The 19,198-nt window shown below is 40.2% G+C and carries 18 protein-coding genes; 4 read left to right on the top strand and 14 right to left on the bottom strand.

Annotation, left to right across the window (positions count from 1 at the left end; translation table 11 throughout):
* Nucleotide 1 precedes the first annotated feature (1 nt).
* The 5 genes from MKZ05_RS02920 to MKZ05_RS02900 all read right to left on the bottom strand — a co-directional run bounded on the left by MKZ05_RS02920 (nucleotide 2) and on the right by MKZ05_RS02900 (nucleotide 6,623).
* The gene (locus MKZ05_RS02920) at nucleotides 2-1,186 is read right to left on the bottom strand and encodes a sensor histidine kinase (protein WP_339161315.1); all 1,185 of its coding nucleotides are present in this window, start codon (nucleotides 1,184-1,186) and stop codon (nucleotides 2-4) included.
* Nucleotides 1,187-1,289: 103 nt separating this feature from the next.
* A complete protein-coding gene (locus MKZ05_RS02915; protein ID WP_327840857.1) occupies nucleotides 1,290-3,476 on the bottom strand; it encodes an MMPL family transporter in 2,187 nt (728 codons plus the stop codon).
* A gap of 149 nt (nucleotides 3,477-3,625) precedes the next feature.
* The gene (locus tag MKZ05_RS02910) at nucleotides 3,626-4,657 is read right to left on the bottom strand and encodes an acyltransferase family protein (RefSeq protein ID WP_226804695.1); all 1,032 of its coding nucleotides are present in this window, start codon (nucleotides 4,655-4,657) and stop codon (nucleotides 3,626-3,628) included.
* Nucleotides 4,658-4,789: 132 nt separating this feature from the next.
* Nucleotides 4,790-5,986, bottom strand: coding sequence for an MFS transporter (locus tag MKZ05_RS02905; RefSeq protein ID WP_137055580.1), 1,197 nt, complete (start codon nucleotides 5,984-5,986; stop codon nucleotides 4,790-4,792).
* 31 nt (nucleotides 5,987-6,017) lie between these two features.
* Nucleotides 6,018-6,623: a TetR/AcrR family transcriptional regulator gene (locus MKZ05_RS02900; protein WP_050945645.1), complete on the bottom strand. Its 606-nt coding sequence runs from the start codon at nucleotides 6,621-6,623 to the stop codon at nucleotides 6,018-6,020.
* Nucleotides 6,624-6,827: 204 nt separating this feature from the next.
* On the opposite strand from MKZ05_RS02900, the gene MKZ05_RS02895 reads away from it, so the two are divergent.
* Together MKZ05_RS02895 and MKZ05_RS02890 are read left to right on the top strand one after the other, a co-directional pair.
* On the top strand, nucleotides 6,828-7,280 hold the full coding sequence (locus MKZ05_RS02895) for a MarR family transcriptional regulator (protein ID WP_113386753.1): 453 nt from the start codon (nucleotides 6,828-6,830) through the stop codon (nucleotides 7,278-7,280).
* Nucleotides 7,281-7,336: 56 nt separating this feature from the next.
* Complete coding sequence (locus MKZ05_RS02890; RefSeq protein WP_327840863.1) at nucleotides 7,337-8,236, top strand: alpha/beta hydrolase; 900 nt, start codon at nucleotides 7,337-7,339, stop codon at nucleotides 8,234-8,236.
* Nucleotides 8,237-8,268: 32 nt separating this feature from the next.
* On the opposite strand, the gene MKZ05_RS02885 is transcribed toward MKZ05_RS02890, so the two are convergent.
* From MKZ05_RS02885 to MKZ05_RS02850, 8 genes are all read right to left on the bottom strand, one after another.
* Entirely contained in the window at nucleotides 8,269-9,417 is a 1,149-nt protein-coding gene (locus MKZ05_RS02885; RefSeq protein WP_339161311.1) for a type II asparaginase, read from the bottom strand.
* Between the two features lie 387 nt (nucleotides 9,418-9,804).
* A complete protein-coding gene (locus MKZ05_RS02880) occupies nucleotides 9,805-10,815 on the bottom strand; it encodes an alpha/beta fold hydrolase (RefSeq protein ID WP_327840867.1) in 1,011 nt (336 codons plus the stop codon).
* Nucleotides 10,812-11,564 (bottom strand): MerR family transcriptional regulator, encoded by a 753-nt coding sequence (locus tag MKZ05_RS02875; RefSeq protein ID WP_327840869.1) that lies wholly within the window; start codon nucleotides 11,562-11,564, stop codon nucleotides 10,812-10,814. Before MKZ05_RS02875 ends, MKZ05_RS02880 begins: the two co-directional genes overlap by 4 nt.
* Before the next feature lie 105 nt (nucleotides 11,565-11,669).
* Nucleotides 11,670-12,431 (bottom strand): SDR family NAD(P)-dependent oxidoreductase, encoded by a 762-nt coding sequence (locus tag MKZ05_RS02870; protein ID WP_050945638.1) that lies wholly within the window; start codon nucleotides 12,429-12,431, stop codon nucleotides 11,670-11,672.
* Between the two features lie 105 nt (nucleotides 12,432-12,536).
* Complete coding sequence (locus MKZ05_RS02865) at nucleotides 12,537-12,902, bottom strand: MmcQ/YjbR family DNA-binding protein (RefSeq protein ID WP_003213869.1); 366 nt, start codon at nucleotides 12,900-12,902, stop codon at nucleotides 12,537-12,539.
* Between the two features lie 140 nt (nucleotides 12,903-13,042).
* Entirely contained in the window at nucleotides 13,043-13,936 is an 894-nt protein-coding gene (locus tag MKZ05_RS02860) for an alpha/beta hydrolase (protein ID WP_284907724.1), read from the bottom strand.
* Nucleotides 13,937-14,131: 195 nt separating this feature from the next.
* Nucleotides 14,132-15,571 carry a DHA2 family efflux MFS transporter permease subunit gene (locus tag MKZ05_RS02855; RefSeq protein WP_050945631.1) on the bottom strand — a complete coding sequence of 480 codons (1,440 nt, stop codon included), beginning with the start codon at nucleotides 15,569-15,571 and terminating at the stop codon, nucleotides 14,132-14,134.
* 72 nt (nucleotides 15,572-15,643) lie between these two features.
* Nucleotides 15,644-16,222 (bottom strand): TetR/AcrR family transcriptional regulator, encoded by a 579-nt coding sequence (locus tag MKZ05_RS02850; protein ID WP_050945624.1) that lies wholly within the window; start codon nucleotides 16,220-16,222, stop codon nucleotides 15,644-15,646.
* Nucleotides 16,223-16,525: 303 nt separating this feature from the next.
* Here MKZ05_RS02850 and MKZ05_RS02845 point away from each other — a divergent pair, with 303 nt between their 5' ends.
* Nucleotides 16,526-17,257, top strand: coding sequence for a glycoside hydrolase family 16 protein (locus tag MKZ05_RS02845; protein WP_003214284.1), 732 nt, complete (start codon nucleotides 16,526-16,528; stop codon nucleotides 17,255-17,257).
* A 42-nt stretch (nucleotides 17,258-17,299) separates the two neighbouring features.
* On the opposite strand, the gene MKZ05_RS02840 is transcribed toward MKZ05_RS02845, so the two are convergent.
* Nucleotides 17,300-17,701 carry a MerR family transcriptional regulator gene (locus MKZ05_RS02840; protein ID WP_310026165.1) on the bottom strand — a complete coding sequence of 134 codons (402 nt, stop codon included), beginning with the start codon at nucleotides 17,699-17,701 and terminating at the stop codon, nucleotides 17,300-17,302.
* A 217-nt stretch (nucleotides 17,702-17,918) separates the two neighbouring features.
* Between MKZ05_RS02840 and MKZ05_RS02835 the strand changes: the two genes are divergently transcribed.
* Nucleotides 17,919-18,968, top strand: a complete 1,050-nt coding sequence (locus MKZ05_RS02835; RefSeq protein WP_253621820.1) for an NAD(P)-dependent alcohol dehydrogenase — start codon at nucleotides 17,919-17,921, stop codon at nucleotides 18,966-18,968.
* Nucleotides 18,969-19,198: the final 230 nt, after the last annotated feature.

The raw sequence follows: 19,198 nt of genomic DNA, 5'->3' as shown, positions 1-19,198 counted from the left end.
TTTACTCCTTTTTCAAAGGTATGGTTACCGTCACTTGTGTACCTTCATTTTTTTCACTTTTTAAGTGTAGCTGTGCATCAAGCAGTCGGGCACGTTCTGACATACCTATTAGACCGTAATGCCCGGAAGTGGATTCTTGTTTTTTCTCATCAAAACCCACTCCATTGTCTGTGATTTGCAAGGAGATGTGATCTTCTTTTTGCTCCATCACCAATTCGACTTTACTTGCTTTGGCATGCTTGGCAATATTCGTCAAACATTCACTGACAATGTATACGGTATGTTCGATGAGAAAAGGGGACACTTGATAGGAGACAGCCACTTTTGTATGAACTGGAATATTCGTCGCCGTCATAAAGCGCTTCACTTCATCTTTCACAGAATCAGCTAAGTCATATTGATCCTGGCTAAATGTTCGAAGGTCGTCGATGACCAATCTCGCCTCACCTAATGTCGTCCGCGCATGGCTCATAGAACCTTTAATAATGCTTTGAGCACGCTCAACATTCTGATTCTCTAAATGTGCATGGGCCGCTTCTAGCTGCATAATAATACCTGCCAGTCCTTGTGCAAGGGTATCATGTAAATCTCTCGCCATTCTTTGACGCTCATTTGCAAGTGTCAGCTCTTCCACTTGTTGATGTGCCAATTCAAGTTCCTTTAAAAATGTTTGTGTGCGAATTCTAGCTTTGACTTGTCTAAAAAATAAAATGGAGTATGCGATGACTACAATCAGAATCAAAAACAAAATAGGAATGTATACCGTCAAATCATCTGTATCATTGACCAAAATAAGTGCAAGAAAAAAAAGGACATAAAAACTAAGCCCTGTCAAAATCACCTTCAATGTATGATAATATACCCCAATACTTTGCGCAATTAGTACTGGTAACAGACCAATTAAGATCACAGGGGAAGCCGCCTGCATGACTGAAACACAAAGTAGAATCACAATTCCTTGAATCAGAAAATATACCCATGGATTCTGCTGAAACCAGTAAAATGACCACCAATGCAGAATCAGATGTATGGCAATAAGTGCAGAAAAAAACAGGCCAGAAATTGCTATTGGGGTGGTTATAAACTGAAATATCATTGCTGCAATATAAACAAGAATGACCCATAATAATGTTGGAATCCGCGAATAGATCATTTCATTAAAAGGGTCTACCCGTCGTTTCGCCATAAATAATCACCATCCGAGCCTCATATTCAATCAAAAAATACCGCCCACCCTTTATCGAGGTAATGGCGGTATCATCAATCATACCATGTAAGACTATCAGTGACTAAATCACTTTCTCTTCTTTCTCTGCTTTCTCATCTTTCTGAGAAATAGACTCACCTTCAATGTCTATACGTGGAAGCCAGCTTTCGAACCATTTGGGTAAGTACCAAGCAGCTCGTCCGATCAGCATCATACAAGCTGGGATAAAAGTCATTCTTATGACAAATGCATCAAACAGAACACCGAATGCCAACGTTAACCCCATTGTTTTAATGATCAAGTCATCTGCAAAGATAAAACTAGCAAAGACGAGGATCATGATTAAGCCTGCGGCAGTCACTACTCTTCCACTGTGCTTCAAACCTGATACAACGGACTTTTTCGCATCACCTGATAGAAGGAAATCTTCTCTCATTCGACTGACTAAAAAGACTTCATAATCCATTGCAAGACCAAATAATATTCCTGTCACTAGTACAGGCATAAAGTTTAACAATGGGCCATTTGCTGGTATTCCAAACAATGGCGCAAGGTGTCCATCCTGTAAAACAAAGACTGAAAAACCTAGTGTAGCCGTCAATGTCATAAGGAATCCTAAAACCGCTTTTAATGGAACAAGGAATGATCTAAACACAAGAATCATCAAAATCAAAGCAAATCCAATAATGACTCCTGCAAATTTCGGTAACGCTTCACTGAGTCTATCTGAAATATCTATATTAACTGCCGTAGAACCAGTAACAAGTAATTTCGTATCATACTTTGCAGCAGTCTGACTAGATTCATTTCGTATATCTTTGACTAATTGCTTTGTCGCCTTATCTTCTGGACCGCTTTTCGGTAAGATGGTCAGCATGGCGTACTTACCCGATGGATTAGGAACAGCCGGTGCCACTTGTTTGATGCCATCCATCTTCTCTAATACTTTTGTTGTTTTCTCAATAGATTTCATTGCGTTATTTGCATGGGAGGCATCAATGATAACAACCAGTGGCCCATTAAACCCTTTGCCAAACCCTTCTGCTAACAGGTCATAGCCCTTGCGTTCAGTTGTTTCCTTCCCCTTCATACCGTTATCAGGAAGACCCAACTCCATATGAAGTGCTGGCCAACTAAATAGACCAGTCAATACAATGACACCTAGGATGATTTTACCTGGATACTTTTTGATAAACCTTCCCCAAGATGTTGTTTCTTCTTTTTGTTGAGATTGTAATTTAGAGAACCATTTATTCTTTCTTGAAGGGCTTACTTTATCACCAAGAATCCCTAGTATCGCAGGAACAATTGTCAGAGACACAAGCATAACTGATAATACCATGAATGCAGCTACAAGACCCATAACGCCTAAAAATGGTATACCGACTAATACAAGTCCGCATAGTGCAATCACGACGGTGACACCTGCAAACAATACAGCACTGCCTGCTGTAGCAACAGCTCTAGCAGCTGCTTCTTTCAATTCGTAACCCTCTGCTAATAACTGTCGATATCGAGAAATGATAAATAATGCATAATCAATTCCTACGGCAAGTCCAATCATCACAGCTAATGTAAGACTAAATGCAGACATATCAACAAAATTTGAGGTAATTAATATGACCATCACGCCGATTATTAACCCAATGACAGCCGTCAAGATCGGTAGTCCTGCAATCAATAATGAAGCGAAGGTAAAGGCTAAAATAAAGAAGGCCATGACAATACCTATGACTTCCGAAATCCCGCCTACCTCAATTTCTGAGAATGTGACGGAGCCTCCTAATTCTGTTTGGATGCCAGCCTTTCTTGAAATCTTAATACTATCTAATACTTTCTCTTTTGAGGATGCTTTTACCTCACCCGCCTTCACCCGGTATGTAATATCCGCATACCCTATTTTCTTATCTTTACTAATAGCAAATGTCTGATATAAATCCGTCACTTGCTTGACTGCTTTATCCTTTTTGACTTCTTTGATCGTTTCGTTCAATTTATTTTTTACTTTTTTTGTTTCTAATGTTTCGCCCTTAGGTGCTTTAAAGATCAGACGAATGGTCCCGCCATCATCACCTGCTGGGAACTTTTTCTCCAAGAGATCCATTGCCTTTTCTGACTTTGTTCCTGGAATCGACATATCTCCATTAAATGAAACACCTGTCCCTATTGTTGCCGCCACAACAGCTACTAAAACAAGTAACCAACCGATAATCATCCGTTTCGGCTTAGAAAAAGCACTTTTTCCTAAATGATATAAAAATTTTGCCATTCACTTACTCCTTTTTCTTCAACTTCATGAACTTCATCTTTTTATTCTAATCAATGAGATGATCGATTAAAATTGTACTTTTGGGCAAAAAGCACTGTACTTTTAGGCAACAAAAAAAGGGCATCTTCTTAAGATCCCCTTTAAATCGTTTATGAGGCGACTGTTTTTCGTCTCGTTCTGTTGATTTTACCGACAAACATATAGCCATATTTATAATGATTTGCTAACCGAGACAATAGGATAGGTCCAGCAATTGCAAGTGCTGATATTATGAATGTCCCCACAAAGAATGGATAATCTTTTAATTGTCCCCATAGTAACACAGAGATACCTAGAAAATACCCGTGAAGCAAATAGATGGTGAATGAATATTGACTAATGACAGCTACGAAAGATGGAACGCTTTTTACTTTAGAAAACAAGAGAAAGCATAAGAAGACAATACTGATTGTATAAAGAACAACATCTGGCCTCTTAGAAGAAGGCTCGAAAAAGCCTACATATGTATTGCTTAGAAGGGTCACTGCTGAAATCAGAACAAGTCCATACACGGCAAACTTAAATTGATGAAGTCTTGTGATAAACTGCTGATAATTCACTCCACAATAATAGGCTAAACAAAAATAGAATAACCAACCTGGAAATGGAATCCATTCTAAGCCGAACATTGGATTAGGTAATTGAGGTTGTGGGATTTTGACGAGGTTCATGACACTTAAATAACCAACTGTGATGATAAAGGAGATCGGCAATACCCATTTGGCTGAGGTACGCTTAGCCATTTTGTGAAAAAACATATGCAAAAAGTAAAATTGAAAAATAATCAGAACAAAATAACCAATATAATTTCCCAATAAGACATTTGCTGAAGCTCTTTTAAAGAAGTCAGCTGCCCCTCCATTTAACGATGCAGAATACAAAAACCCATCGACAATCCCAATAAATGCAAATGGGAAAAAGATGGCTTTCACTCTCTTCCACATAAATCCTTTAGGTGTACCATTTGGATAAGAATGCGCCAATAAAAACTCAGAAATGAAAATAAAACTCGGTGTACTGAACATAAGTAGTGCTACAAGAATAGATGATGATTGTGGGCTAGATAAAATGGCTATTGCATGAATGAGCACAACACTCAAACACGAGATACACCGAATATAAAAAATCTCTTTAATTTGCATTAAAAATCCTCCTTTAGCATTTTGGTAAAATATGTATCATGTTAACATGAATAACACCTCATCAACAGGGACTTTGTGATGATTTCAATACTCTATCCACAGGAACAAAAAAAAGAGCCCTAGTTAGAGCCCTTAATTAGATACAACCGTCGCCTTCCCCTTCCAAATAAGGGTTAAGCCTAATCCGAGAAATAAGACAACACCTGCGAATAGAAATGGGAAATGTATATTTTGATCGAATAAAATCCCGCCAAGGGCTGGGCCGAAAATCGTACCTAGGCTTGTGTAGGTAGAGTTCATCCCTGCGACAAATCCTTGCTGATTGCCAGCGATTTTTGATAAGAAGGTCGTTAATGCTGGACGCAATAAATCAAACGCTAAGAAAATCACACATGTGACAATGAGGACTACCATAAATCCTGAGACGACAGTTGAAACAAAAGCGAGCACCGCTCCGACAATCAAGCAGAGCTGAATGACTCTTTTTTCCCCGAGGGTATTTACGAGTTTCCCAAAAACCAGCACTTGGATGATAACCGCCACAATCGAACTGACCGTAATAATCACCGCAATATCTTTTGGACCAAATCCAAACTTATGATTTGTAAACAAGCTGAAGACCGTTTCATACGCAGACAGTCCAAACGCGAGGACAAACACAATGATAAAAGCGATGAGATAGCTTGGATGGATCGATTTTTTCAAATCCTTAAAGAAGGTCGATTCCTTCACTTGATCCATCTGCTTCGCTCGCTCTTCTTTTGTTAATGGCTCCTTCAGCAAAAGCATAGACGAAATGACGGCAATAAAGGCAATCCCTGCTGCAAAGAAGAATGGCAGGCGTACACCGTATTCTGCAATAAATCCGCCAATCCCAGGTCCGATAATAAAGCCGGTACTAATGGCCGCTGATACATATCCCATTGCCTTTGATCTTTCTTGAACGGTCGTGATATCTGCGACATAAGCAGTCACAGCTGGCATAATAAATGCCGCACTAATACCGCCTAGCAGCCTTGCAAAATACAGCACATACACGTGTGTCCCAAGACCGAAGACGAGTTCTGATAACGCAAATAGAAATAGTCCTGACACAATCATAATCTTTCTTCCATAGCGGTCTACCCATCTCCCTGCAATAGGTGATGCAATGAGCTGAGCCACAGCAAACGCCGCCACAAGGTATCCCATCGTACTCCCTGTTAGATGCATCACATTCATGAATAGCGGCATGACAGGAATAATAAGACCAATGCCTAAAAACGCAATAAATATGTTACTTAATAAAATAACGAGTACAGCTTTTTGCTCACGAATCGGTTTTTGCATGATGTTTGTTTCCCCTTTATTGATTCAATTGTTACTCATGATGGTTGATTCCGTGAATAATCAATGAGATCGCTTGTTTTTGTAATTCTTTTTTCTCTTCGATTGGATCATTTTTATACAACACGTCTAATCCGTAAAAAACGGATAATAATATTTTCACCGTTGACTCGACATGCTGGATCGACCAGCTGCCATCTTTGTTACCTTCAAGTATGATGTCTCTCATCACATCATCAAAGTCGGCGTCAATCTTGTTCAGCCGTTCCATGACCTCGTCTGATGTAAAGGCACTTGCACAAAATTCCTCACTTGCTCTCATTAATGGGTAGTTAATGCCCATTTGACTGAGCAGCTCTGCAAATCCTGCGAGCTGATCAATGGCCTGGTGCATCGTTTGTTTTTCCTGATGCCACGTCTCCATCATCAAGAGGTGATCCTCTTCCATGATATGAAGGAACAAAAACTCTTTTCCTTTAAAATGGTGATAAAGATTGCCTTTACTCACTTCAGCCGCCTCTAGAATATCTCGCACAGATGTTTCTGAGTACCCCTTTTTTGCAAATAAATCACGTGAAGCGGTGACGATTTTTCGCTTCGTCTTCTCGCTCTTTTCAGCCCCGCTTTGTGTACTTGTCATCTTTTACAATCCCTTCTATCTTGCTTTTCTTCATCAGGACAATTCAAAACCGACCAGTTGGTTTATTTTTTATTATAAATGGATCTTTTTCAAAATACAATGAAAAAGTCGTCGAAACAACCACTCATGCCATCTCCTCATTTAAATTCCCTTAATATTTAACTTCACTTAACTATAAACATTGCCTATAATGGAGTAGAGGTGATGTCATTGGATGCAGAAATCATTCATTACAGTAAAAAAATCATTGAATACTCGAATGCACTAGGCTCCATCTACGTAGAAGAGTATCAACGATTTTTAAAACATGAATATGCAGATTTATCAGCCAAACAAGAGCTGACACTTGAATTATTACGGACAAAAACAAGAACAATCAACGAACTAGCTGATTACTTTTCCATTTCGGCAAGTGCCGCCAGCCAGCTTGTATCAAAGCTTGAACAACTTGGCTATGTCAAACGAGAAATTAATCCACATAACCGGCGGGAAATCATTGTTGATTGTGCTCAAAAGGGTCATGACTTTCACAAGAATACAGAAGAAATTCAATTGCACCTCATTCAAAAATACTATGCAAAGCTTCCAAAAGAAGATTTAAAAACATTATTGTCTCTATACGAAAAAATCTATCAGATTGCGAAAGAAACGCCTTAATCCGGTGTTTCTTTCTCCGACATTTAAGTTAGATAAACTATTAAGGGGATGAAAATATGGATAGTATTCATTTACAAGATGGACGTCATATTGGTTTGTGTGAATACGGGGATCTTGAAGGGTTTCCAGTATTCTTTTTTCATGGAACTCCTGGATCAAGAGTGATGTTTTTAGATGATGACCCCATTTCTAAAGAGCTCGGTGTTCGTCTCATCTGTTTAGACAGACCAGGATTTGGTTTATCTACCCCTCAACCTGAACGTACGATTTTAGATTGGGCAAAAGATGTGTTGGAAGTCGCAGATCATCTCGGCGTTCACCATTTTTCAGTGATGGGTGTATCTGGAGGCGGCGCATTCGCCGCTGGCTGTGCTTATCAATTGCCGAACCGAGTCCTTTCAGCCGCTCTGATTTCAAGTACAACGCCATTTCAGGACGGAAAACCGCCTAAAAGTATGCTCAAAGAAAACAAATTGGCTTTTTTCCTCAGTAAGAAGTTCCCTTGGCTATTAAGAGCAAGCTATCGTTCCCAGAAGAAAATGATTGAGAACAAACCAGAGAAATTTAAGAAGCTGGCCAAAAACGGGAACAAGCATTTACATCCATGGGACCGTCAATTTCTTCAAACCGATGAGCAATTAGAGATGATGATGACACATTTACACGAAGCCACTCGTCAATCGGTGGATGAATGTATTCATGAACCAGATTTGCTCTCGCGTCCGTGGGCATTTGATATGAAGGATATACAAATCCCTGTTGATGTATGGCATGGAAAAGAAGATGCGATGGCTCCTTTTGCCGAAATAGAAAAAATGGCGCCTAGCATTCCAAACGTCAAAACCTATTATATCGATGAAGCGGGACATTTTCTTACGGATGTAGACGATATTTGGCGAGATATTTTACTCTCTTTAAAAACACGTGCAAAAGAGCATCATCAGGAGCACGCATAAAAAAGACCCGAAGCTTCGGGTCCCTTTCTTCATTAATATTTTTCATAATATGTCTGCACTTTACTTGGATCTTTTGTCTTCGTTAGAGCGAGCATAAGCAGAATGCGAGCTTTTTGTGGATTCAATGAATCTGATGAGACAAAGTGATGTTCATCATCCATTTTTTCATGGGTCACAATCCCATTTCCTGCACGGCTTGACCTCACGACGACTACATCTTTCTTTACGGCATCTGTTGCCCCTTTGATGGCTTCAGTTGACATCGTTCCATTGCCAGCTGCGGCAACGACAATGCCTTTCGCTCCTGCTTTTACTGCTGCATCATACATGTATTTTTGATCATTTTGATAGCCGTATAAAATATCGACTTGTGGTAATTCTTTTATTTTTGATACATCAAATTCACTTTCAGACGTATGTTTTCTTGTTGGTTCGTTATAAAAGGAAACCACTTCACCAGCAATTTCTCCAATGTAGCCTTGCTCAAGAGACTTGAAGGAATCGGTTGTCGTCGTGTTTGTCTTTGTAATAAAACGAGCTGATGCAATTCGGTCATTTAATGTGACCATGACCCCTTTGCCCTTTGCTTCTTTTGCAGAGGCAATTTTGACAGCATGATACAAGTTTAGCGGGCCATCCGCACTGATAGCAGACGCTGGTCTCATTGAGCCAACGACCACAACTGGCTTATCACTTTTGACAACCAAATGTAAAAAGTAAGCGGTCTCTTCAAGTGTATCTGTTCCATGTGTGATGACAATCCCATCGACTTGATCATCGTTTAAGAGTTTATTGACTCGTTTAGCTAATTTTAAAAGAAGAGCATCATCCACATTTTCACTACCTACGTTTGCCACCTGCTCACCTGTTACGTTTGCAATATCCTTGAGCTGAGGAACTGAAGCAATGACTTTATCGATGCCAAGTGAACCAGATTTATATCCTGTCGTATCTGTATCACTGTCTGAACTGCCAGCAATCGTCCCGCCTGTCGCTAATACCTTAATATTAGACAAGGACTTATTCCCTGTTTCTACGGCTGTCGTTTTGTCCTTTGATTCCTTAGATGCGGTTTCGTTTTCGCTTTGATTTTTCTCTTGGGTACTTGTATTGGCACAAGCTGCTGTCGACATTAATAAAACTGAAAGAAGGACAGCACCTAACCATTTTGTTACGTTCATTCGATCATCTCTTTTCTTAAATGTGATGGATTCAAAGCTAGATCTCTTTCTATAGGGTTTACTTTATAACATTCCTTCATTCATCAGCATGAGGCGAAAGTTATAGAACCAAATAAAGGAAAAAAGGGCATTATTACACTTATTTTTTACATCTAAATACCTAACTTTACTTTTTAAAAAGGAGTATTGAGGTTGTTCAATTAAGAATAGTAAACGATGCTAGATCATCAATTTATGATAAAATATAGTAAATTTTACAAAGCCACAGGCTTTCCATCCTCTTTATCTAACTGGAAGCTCAGTATCTATACCTATCATTATCATGAGCAGTCTCATCTACTGGATCTTTGATTCTTTGCTTTATCAAAGAACGCATAAAAAAAACACCTAATGTGAAGGTGTTTTTAGCTGCTCGAGTATATGCTCACAATGATCCAAGTACGCTTGGCTAAGCAGGAAGTCTTTCGGTGCGGCGATCGCTGCTAATGTGATCAGGGCATTGGAATGATGAATGAGCGGATTCAGCATTGAATGCTCTACGTCTCTTATTGTTTGAATATGCAACCATTGAGGTGCTACTTCTTTCTCGTAGATCCTTTTTGTTTCTGCGGAATCTACGTTTCGGTCATTTTGTGCCAAAACCAAATAGATCGGTGATTGGATGCGCTTGATATCTGAAGTGGCATCGGCTTTCATGTTCTTTTGAATGAATTCATAACGATCTTTTGTCATCTCTTGATCGTCCGTTTTCTTTTGATATGTGCGAAATGCTGCGCCTTCTTCTAATAATTTGTTTTGCTCATCTTCTTTTTTGAGTGTTTTTTGAATTTGTTCTTTAGATGCATCCGCTTCTTTTAATGTTTGAAGTGTATTGTACCTTCCCTGTCTCATCCAATTGACAGCAGGCCCGACAAGGATGGAGGCTGTGATATCGGTTCGATCTGTCATTACTTTTGGGATCACCCAGCCCGCTTGGCTTGCTCCCCATAAAATGATTTGTTTTGATTGAAGATTGGGCTCTTTCTTCGCCCATTTGATCACATTCTCTACTTCCTTTGCACGATCATCCATGGATTGATGCAGCCAGTTTCCTTCTGATTGACCCACCCCGGGCTTATCCCATGATATAGACGCATAGCCTTGCTTTGCAAAGCGTTCCATTAAAGGTCTGTATCCTCCGTCATATGTGGCATTTTGTGGACCATCTCCGTGTACAAAAAGGACAATTCCTTTTACCGACTCCTTCTTAGGTGTTGTGACGATACCTGATAATGTCCCATCCGCAGTCTCCATGACGACTTCCTTTTCATTCATAGCAAAGCTGTTTTCATAAAATACAAATGCTGTGATAAAAATGAATGCCGATGCAGCGATGATCAGCCAAATCCTTTTTTTCAAGTTCTATTCCCCGCTCTCTGTTCAACTGTATACACCATGGAATCTTGGTACGTGACAGAGACTGGTACATTCTCATATAAGATCATATAAGAAGGCTGGTCAAACGGAGCTTCGTGTAGAAAAGCCTCAATTTCTTCAATGACTTTCTCTTCATCTTCGGCTAAAAAACTTTTGACCGCGTAAGAACCAGCATCCAGTCTCACATCGTAATCCTGTTCATTTGATACATAATAAGAAATGGTTGAGTCATCTTGCAGATTGATCACATAATATCTCTCCTCAAAAAGAGACAGATCCAGCTCCTTTTGGTGAACGATTTGTTTAAAGTCGAGCTCTGTTTCAGTCTTTAGAAGATGATCTGGGATCTGTTTTAAATAACGAATTGGCCGATCTTGAGTCGTTGTTTGATTAAGCTGAAGGCTGTTTTGAATCGACAGCATATGCTCCAGACGCTGTTTCACTTCGCTCAATTCCTGTAATTGCTTCTCGACCTGATCCAGCATACCTCGATAGGACAGAGTCATACCGGGTTCTTTCGAAAAGCTCTCGCTGATATCTTTTAAAGAAAACCCCGCCTTTTTTAAGAAGAGGATTTGATAAAGGGTGTAAATTTCTTTTTCATCAAATAATTGGTATCCATTTTGAGCGACCTTCGCAGGGCGAACGAGATCCTGTTCTATATAATGACGAAGCGTATACTTTGTGATGTTTAATAGCTTACATACTTCTCCACTTGTTACATACGTCACTAGATTCCCTCCTTGTGTACATAGTCTAAACCATGTGGTTACCACACAGTCAATCATGCCATAAAAAAATCACCGAGGACATCTTCCCTCAGTGATGTGTCATTTCTATTTCATACTTGGACCAGCATGTGAAAAAATCGGATCTTTCAATTCAAAATCAAATGTCTTGCCGTCAACAATACCGACTGTTTTCTCATGATCATACAGCTCGAGCAGACAAGCTGCCATTTCTTTTGATGTATGATATTTCTTGATATTGCCTTCATATTCGAATTGATCTACATCTAATGAACGCTTTGCAAATTCCGATTCTGTTGCAGAAGGTGCTAATATTTTTGCCTGTAACTTAGCTCCCTTTTCTTTCAACTCTAGTGCCAGTCCTTCTGTAAAGGCACTCACGTAAAACTTTGTGGCCGAATAGGTGACGGCATTGCCGACGACTGTATAGCCCGCTCTTGAAGAAATGTTGATCAGCTGAGCCCCTTCTACTTGCTCATAATCACGAACAAATAAAGTGGATAAAATCGTTAAGGCTTCGATATTCAGATGAAGCATATCTCCAATTTTACTTACATCCTGTTCTCCTATCGAGCCGAAATGGCCGAATCCTGCATTATTAATGAAGGTGTCGAGCTCATATTCAGCCAATGATTCATAAAATGAATACACTTGCTCCATGTCGGTTAAATCGACAGACTGTATATTTACTTCGATATCGGGATATTGATCAAGAATTTCCTTCTTCAGTTCTTGGAGTTTCTCGAGCCGGCGTGCAGCTAAAATAAGATTTTTGCCTCGTGCTGCAAAGGCCAGTGCCGCCTCATATCCAATACCTGAACTTGCTCCTGTAATGACTGTATAGCTCATTTTATATCCCCCTATGAACGTCTTCTAACTAGTTAAATTATAACGACAGCACTTCGCTCTAGTCAATTTTGAAGAGAATCACAGGGGTGATTAGCTTGTCTATCTTCATTCATCATGTTGGAGGATGTCATGTTGAGATTTTTTTGTTAATTTGTGAAAAACCAATTGGTAGGAATGTTCGATTAACTCCTCTACAAATGAAGCTGGAATGTCTGCATCAAGGTAGATGGAATTCCAATGAGTCTTATTCATATAATAGCCAGGAATAATCCCCTCATGCATCTCTCTTAGTTCTTCAGCACGTTGAGGGTCACATTTTAAAGTGATCACAGGCTTTCGATTCGCATCTCCGCCCATCATAGCAAACATCTTTCCACCAATATGATATCGATCTGCCTGCCATTCTGGCTGATAATCATGGGTGACTCCTTTTAAAGAAAGGCAAAATGCCTGTAGATTCTCTTTTTCCATTAGATTCGCTCCTTTTTAAGTCGTCTTCTATCTTTCTATTATATCGACAATGAAGGCATATATCTGATTTTTTTCATTCACTTCACAACAATAAAGCACAGACCCGCTGGGTTCTGTGCTTTTCTATCAATGCTTCTTTCTTATTCAAATGCCTTCTTCAATTGATCACTCATGAGATGCCAAGCTTCTTCAGCTATTTCTAAATCTCCGGCATGCGTGAAGGCGTGAGGGACTCCTTTAAACTGTCTGTACGTGACGTCTATCCCTGCTTCTTTTAACTTCTCAGCATATTGTTCGGCTTCTTGAGCTAGCGAATCTCTTTCAGCTGTGATAACGAGAGCTGGTGGCATTTGTGCCAAGGATGAACGATCGGCAAAGATTGGAGAAACGAGCGGATTGCGCGGATCTTGGCCTTGCAGATAGAAGGCATTAAAGAGCCTCGCCATTTCAACTGGGATCGCTTCTTCAAACGCTGGCTTTTGTGCTGGATCAGTGGCTAAATCAAGTGGCGGATAATCAAGCACTTGATAGACAATCGGGAGTTGGTTCCCTTTTTGAATATTTAAGAGACAAGCAGCCGTTGCCAAGTTTCCTCCTGCGCTATGTCCGCCAATGGCTACTCTATTAGGATCTATTTGAAGCTCCTCAGGGTGTTCATACAGCCACTTCAGCACATCGTAGCATTCATGAAGAGCGGCTGGGAAAGGGTGCTCTGGAGCAAGCTGATACTCGACATTGACGACGATACATTGGGCTCGGTCTGCAATGACCGGACACCAGTGGTTATCCATTTCAGCACTGCCTAGAATAAATCCTCCGCCATGTAAATTCACAAAAACAGGAAGCGACTGCTTTGATGTGTTGACCGGCTTAAATACCCATACCTTTGTTTCGCCAGCACTTGTTGGAATGTCATATTCCATTTTGTTCACTTCAGGTGGATGGACTGGTTTTAGTTCCGATTGACTCGGTAATGAACCTTCAGATGGTTGACGTAATGACTCAGCGATTTTGATTTGTTCTTCTAAGTTCATGATCTCAGTCTCCTGTCTTATTTATTTCTTCTTAACTCATTCGTTTCTTTTTCCTCTTTTCCTTCTACTGAATCAGCAGCACATTCACATTGGTTCACTTTTTATCTATCTCCCCATTTTCGCCCTCTTTGAAACAAGCATTGAGAAAATAAAAAAAGCACTGCGGCGCTAAGTCCTCAGTGCTTTTCATCTGTTTTATGAAACTTGCTGTTCTACCTTCACTCGTTTAATGAAGAAAGCGATGATCAAACCAATGACTGTCATAATCACAGCAAAGATAAATGCATGCTGGACGCCATTTGTAAAGGCGAGCAGCTTGTTCATCGGATTTGCAGGATCAGCCACATTTTCCATAAAGCTGCGGGTTCCTGATGAAAGGATTGAAATACCGACCGCAGTACCAATGGCTCCTGACACCTGCTGCAATGTATTCATAATCGCTGTACCATGCGGATATAGCTCTGGCGGCAGCTGATTTAATCCATTTGTTTGTGCAGGCATCATGATCATCGCGATTCCGACCATTAATGTAATATGAAGAGTCACAATGTATCCAATTGATGTATTCACACTTAGATTGGTGAAACCTAACATCGTCGCTGCGACGATCGCAAGCCCTGGAATCACAAGCCATTTCGGTCCAAACTTATCAAATAAACCACCCATGATAGGAGATAGCAGACCGTTGATAATTCCACCTGGCAATAGCATTAAACCTGCTGTAAAGGTCGTTAGTGCCAAGGATGTTTGCAAATACAATGGCAAAATCATCATAGCAGACAGCATCACCATCATACACACTAAGATCAGCAGTAACCCAATGACAAACATCGGATATTTAAACGGGCTTAAGTTCAGCATCGGTTCCTTCATATTCAACTGTCTGAGAGAGAATACAAGAATCCCAATGACACCTACTACAATTGCCACGATCACATGCATACTGCTCCAGCCGCCGCCTTCACCGGCGCTACTAAAGCCATACACAATTCCTCCGAAACCAATGGTTGAAAGCACAATCGATAAGATATCAATTTTCGGTCTTGTTGGTTCTGTAATATTTTGCATGAAGATAAAACCAAAGACGAGTGCAGCTATTAATAGCGGAAGTGAAATCCAGAAAATCCAATGCCAAGTCAGCGATTTCAAAATAAGGCCAGAGACTGTTGGACCAACAGCTGGTGCAAACATGATCACAAGACCTATAATCCCCATAGATCTACCTCGTTTATGAGGCGGGATAATTACCAAAATCGTATTGAACATCAATGGAAGAAGCAATGCTGTTCCGACTGCCTGTACGACACGTGCCACCATTAAAATACTAAAGACTGGCGCAACTGCTGCGATAAAAGTTCCAATGATCGAAAAGACGAGCGATGTCATGAAAAGCTGTCTTGTTGTAAACCATTGAAGAATGAGTCCTGAAATTGGTACGAGAATACCAAGTGTTAATAAATATCCTGTTGTCAGCCACTGAGCTGTCGTCGCTTCAATTCCAAAGTCTAACGTTAAGCTTCTCAGCGCCATATTTAGTGCCGTTTCACTGAACAGGCCAATAAAACCGGCTGTGATAAATGAGATAATAATGGGCAGCGTTCGAATATGAGAAGCTGCTGCTTGCTGTTTGTTCATAGTAGGTTGGCTCCTTTTCTTTTTCAAATTAAATCAATCATAGGAAGTAAGGACGGTCAGAAATGAGCCACTTCAATGTCTATTGAAAACAGATAAAATCTGTTTTTCTGCAGCGAATTGAGCGATTTTTTCGATTGAATAACCAGATTCATGAATATAAAACATCAGTTCAGGCGTCATTGGAGAGGACATACAAAGTGTCGTCAGTTCAATATCCTGTATGTTCGCTTCCCCTTTTTCATCTGCTTCTTCTAGCAAATCACGAATCATTTGCCTAAGCGATTGACTGTAATGACAGTCATACACTTTGCTTGTCTGCTCTAAATTCCCAGATATCGTAAGCATCCGAATCCAGTCTAAATGATGACCGACAATGAGATGAATTTCTTCGAGCACATAACGCAAACGTTCACGAACCGGCTGGTCACTGATTTTGCTCAAGTAAAGATGCAAAGCAGGGATCAGCTGTTCAAATCTTTCTCCAAGGATCGAAAGGCATAAATCACTTTTATTGGCATAACGGCGATAAAGAGTACCCTGCCCAACACCAGCTGTTTTGGCAATTTTATGCATGCTGACATTTTCCACGCCAAATTCCTGAAACAAAGTAAAAGCGACTTCTTCAATTTCCTTCCCAATATCCTTTTCCATGATGCTTCACCTTCTTTACCTTCATCCATAGTGCACTTCTCTCTATGTGTTCAATCAAAACTTTTTGATTTTCATTAGGACAATTGTACCGGTATTATCTTACGGACAACTGTCCGCTTTGTCAATCATTCTTTAGTAAATCGCCTGAAAAAGATCATCTTTTTCGTAACTTCCTATGAAACAAGAGAAAAATCTAGCAAAAAATCCTCTTTAATATCATATATTAGACCGATTTTCCATTTCGAGAGAATCATGTATGATCAATTAAGAAAACGCTTTCAAAAAAGAGAGGGGAATGCCTACATGTCTTACCGTGTGAAACGAATGTTAATGCTGCTTGTCACTGGAATCGTCTTGAGTTTGTCCACATTTACTGCGGGTGCCTCGGCCCAAACAGGCGGGTCGTTTTATGAGCCTTTTAACAACTATAATACGGGGTTATGGCAAAAAGCCGATGGGTACTCGAATGGAAACATGTTTAACTGTACGTGGCGTGCAAACAATGTCTCCATGACGTCGTTAGGGGAAATGCGGTTATCGCTTACAAGTCCTTCCTATAATAAGTTTGACTGCGGAGAAAATCGTTCCACTCAAACATATGGCTACGGGCTTTATGAAGTCAGCATGAAACCAGCCAAAAATGTTGGGATCGTGTCTTCGTTCTTTACTTATACAGGACCGACTGATGGTACGCCTTGGGATGAAATTGACATCGAATTTCTAGGAAAAGATACGACAAAGGTTCAGTTTAACTACTATACCAATGGTGTAGGAAATCATGAAAAGATCGTCAACCTTGGTTTTGATGCAGCAAACTCTTATCACACGTATGCATTTGACTGGCAGCCTAACTCGATTAAATGGTATGTGGACGGACAATTAAAACATACTGCCACTACTCAAATCCCTCAAACTCCAGGAAAGATTATGATGAACCTCTGGAATGGTGCAGGTGTCGATGAATGGCTCGGCTCCTATAACGGTGTTACACCACTCCACGCACATTATAACTGGGTGCGTTACACAAAAAGATAACCACATTACAAAACCTGTGACTTGTCACAGGTTTTTCTTCATTCAAATGGAATTGGTTTTTAGTTGATGAACGAGCTTTTGTTCATAACTGTGGATAATATCTTCATAACTTTCTATCTTGTAATCTAACCGCTTAATCGTCTCTTCAATTTCCTTTTGCTTTTCTACAAGTCTTTCTCTCTCATTGACCAAAATACTTTTCCGCGAGGACAGGGTATGATCCTCGCCCTCGATAAATAAAGCCGTATATTCTCGAAGTGCATCAATTGAGAGACCCGCCTTTCTCATACATTTTATAAATTCAATCCACTGAATATCCTCTTCTGCATAATCACGAACACCGTTTTCATCACGACGGATCGGTCGAATTAACCCAATATTCTCGTAGTATCTGAGCGTAGCAGTAGATAAATCAAGCTGCTTGGCGGCTTGTGCTATTTTCATTGTTTTCACCCTTCTCTTCTTCTCTCACCTTATGAAAAATGAAATTCCTTATTTTTATCATCTCCAATTTGATAGAGAACGCAAGATCCTTTTGGCTCAATTCTTTATTTAAGGATGTTGAAAAGCCTGAAGAGGGTTCTCTATTGACTTAGAGTTTACTTTAAGACGTACAGTATAGAAGTAGAACAGAATCTTACTTTTGAAAGGATGATCCAGAATGTGTCAGACGCACCAATCAAACGTTTTAAGTGTTTCACATGCAAAAGCGAATTTTGAACGGACAACCATTGAACGAAGAGCGCTTCGTCCACATGATATTTTAATTGATATTCAATTTAGCGGGATCTGTCATTCAGATATCCACAGCGCCTTTGATGAATGGGGCGGCGGTATTTTCCCAATGGTTCCGGGTCATGAGATTACTGGAGTTGTTGCGGCTGTCGGTGATGCTGTGACGAAATTTCAGATTGGAGACCGTGTAGGCGTTGGCTGCTTTGTTGATTCCTGCGGCACCTGTGAATATTGCCAAAACGGAGACGAGCAATATTGCACGAAAGGAGTCGTCCAAACCTATAGTAGCATTGATTATGACGGAGAACCAACTTATGGCGGCTATAGTCAGAAGATTGTCGTGACAGAGCGCTTTGTCGTCAGCATTCCAGATCAATTATCCCTTGATGCCGCAAGTCCTCTTCTCTGCGCTGGCATTACCACTTATTCTCCGTTAAAGCACTGGAAGGCAGGCCCGGGTAAAAAAGTGGCCATCGTCGGGATGGGTGGACTCGGTCATGTGGCCATTCAATTCGCACGTGCACTTGGCGCTGAAGTCACGGTATTGAGCCGCTCTATGAATAAAAAAGAAGAGGCACTGTCATTTGGTGCAAAAGACTATTTTGCCACAAGTGATCCCGATACATTTAAAACATTAGCCGGTCAATATGACCTCATTCTCAATACAGTCTCTGCCAATATCAATGTAGACGCCTATTTATCCTTACTTCGCGTGGATGGAACCTTAGTGAATGTCGGTGCACCGCCTAATCCAGATCAATTCCATGTCTTTTCATTAATTTCCGGCCGCCGTAGCATTGCTGGTTCACTCGTTGGCGGCATCCAAGAAACACAAGAAATGCTCGATTTCGCAGCTGCTCACCATATCGCACCACAAATTGAAGTGATTAACGCAAGTCAAGTTGATGAAGCGTATGAACGTGTGCTGAAAAGTGATGTGCGTTATCGGTTTGTCATTGATATTTCGACATTATGATCGGATTCTATCTGGAAAGACCAGCTCAATGGCTGGTCTTTTTTAATGGTGGATATCCTGTTTTTCTTGTAGTGAGATTTTAGAGGATATGTTCAAAAATCATCCAACATTTTCATGAAATCATCTCTTTTTTTTAGAACTAAATTTATTGACAAAAAATAAATAAACATGTTATTATTAAAAATTTGATTATTTTATCTCTAAGTGTGGTACCCTTAAAGTAGATACAT

It is taken from the genome of Bacillus sp. FSL M8-0277 (assembly GCF_037975305.1).
In the GTDB taxonomy this organism is placed as follows: Bacteria; Bacillota; Bacilli; order Bacillales; family Bacillaceae; genus Bacillus; species Bacillus pumilus.
This window is presented reverse-complemented; position numbering and strand designations above follow the sequence as displayed.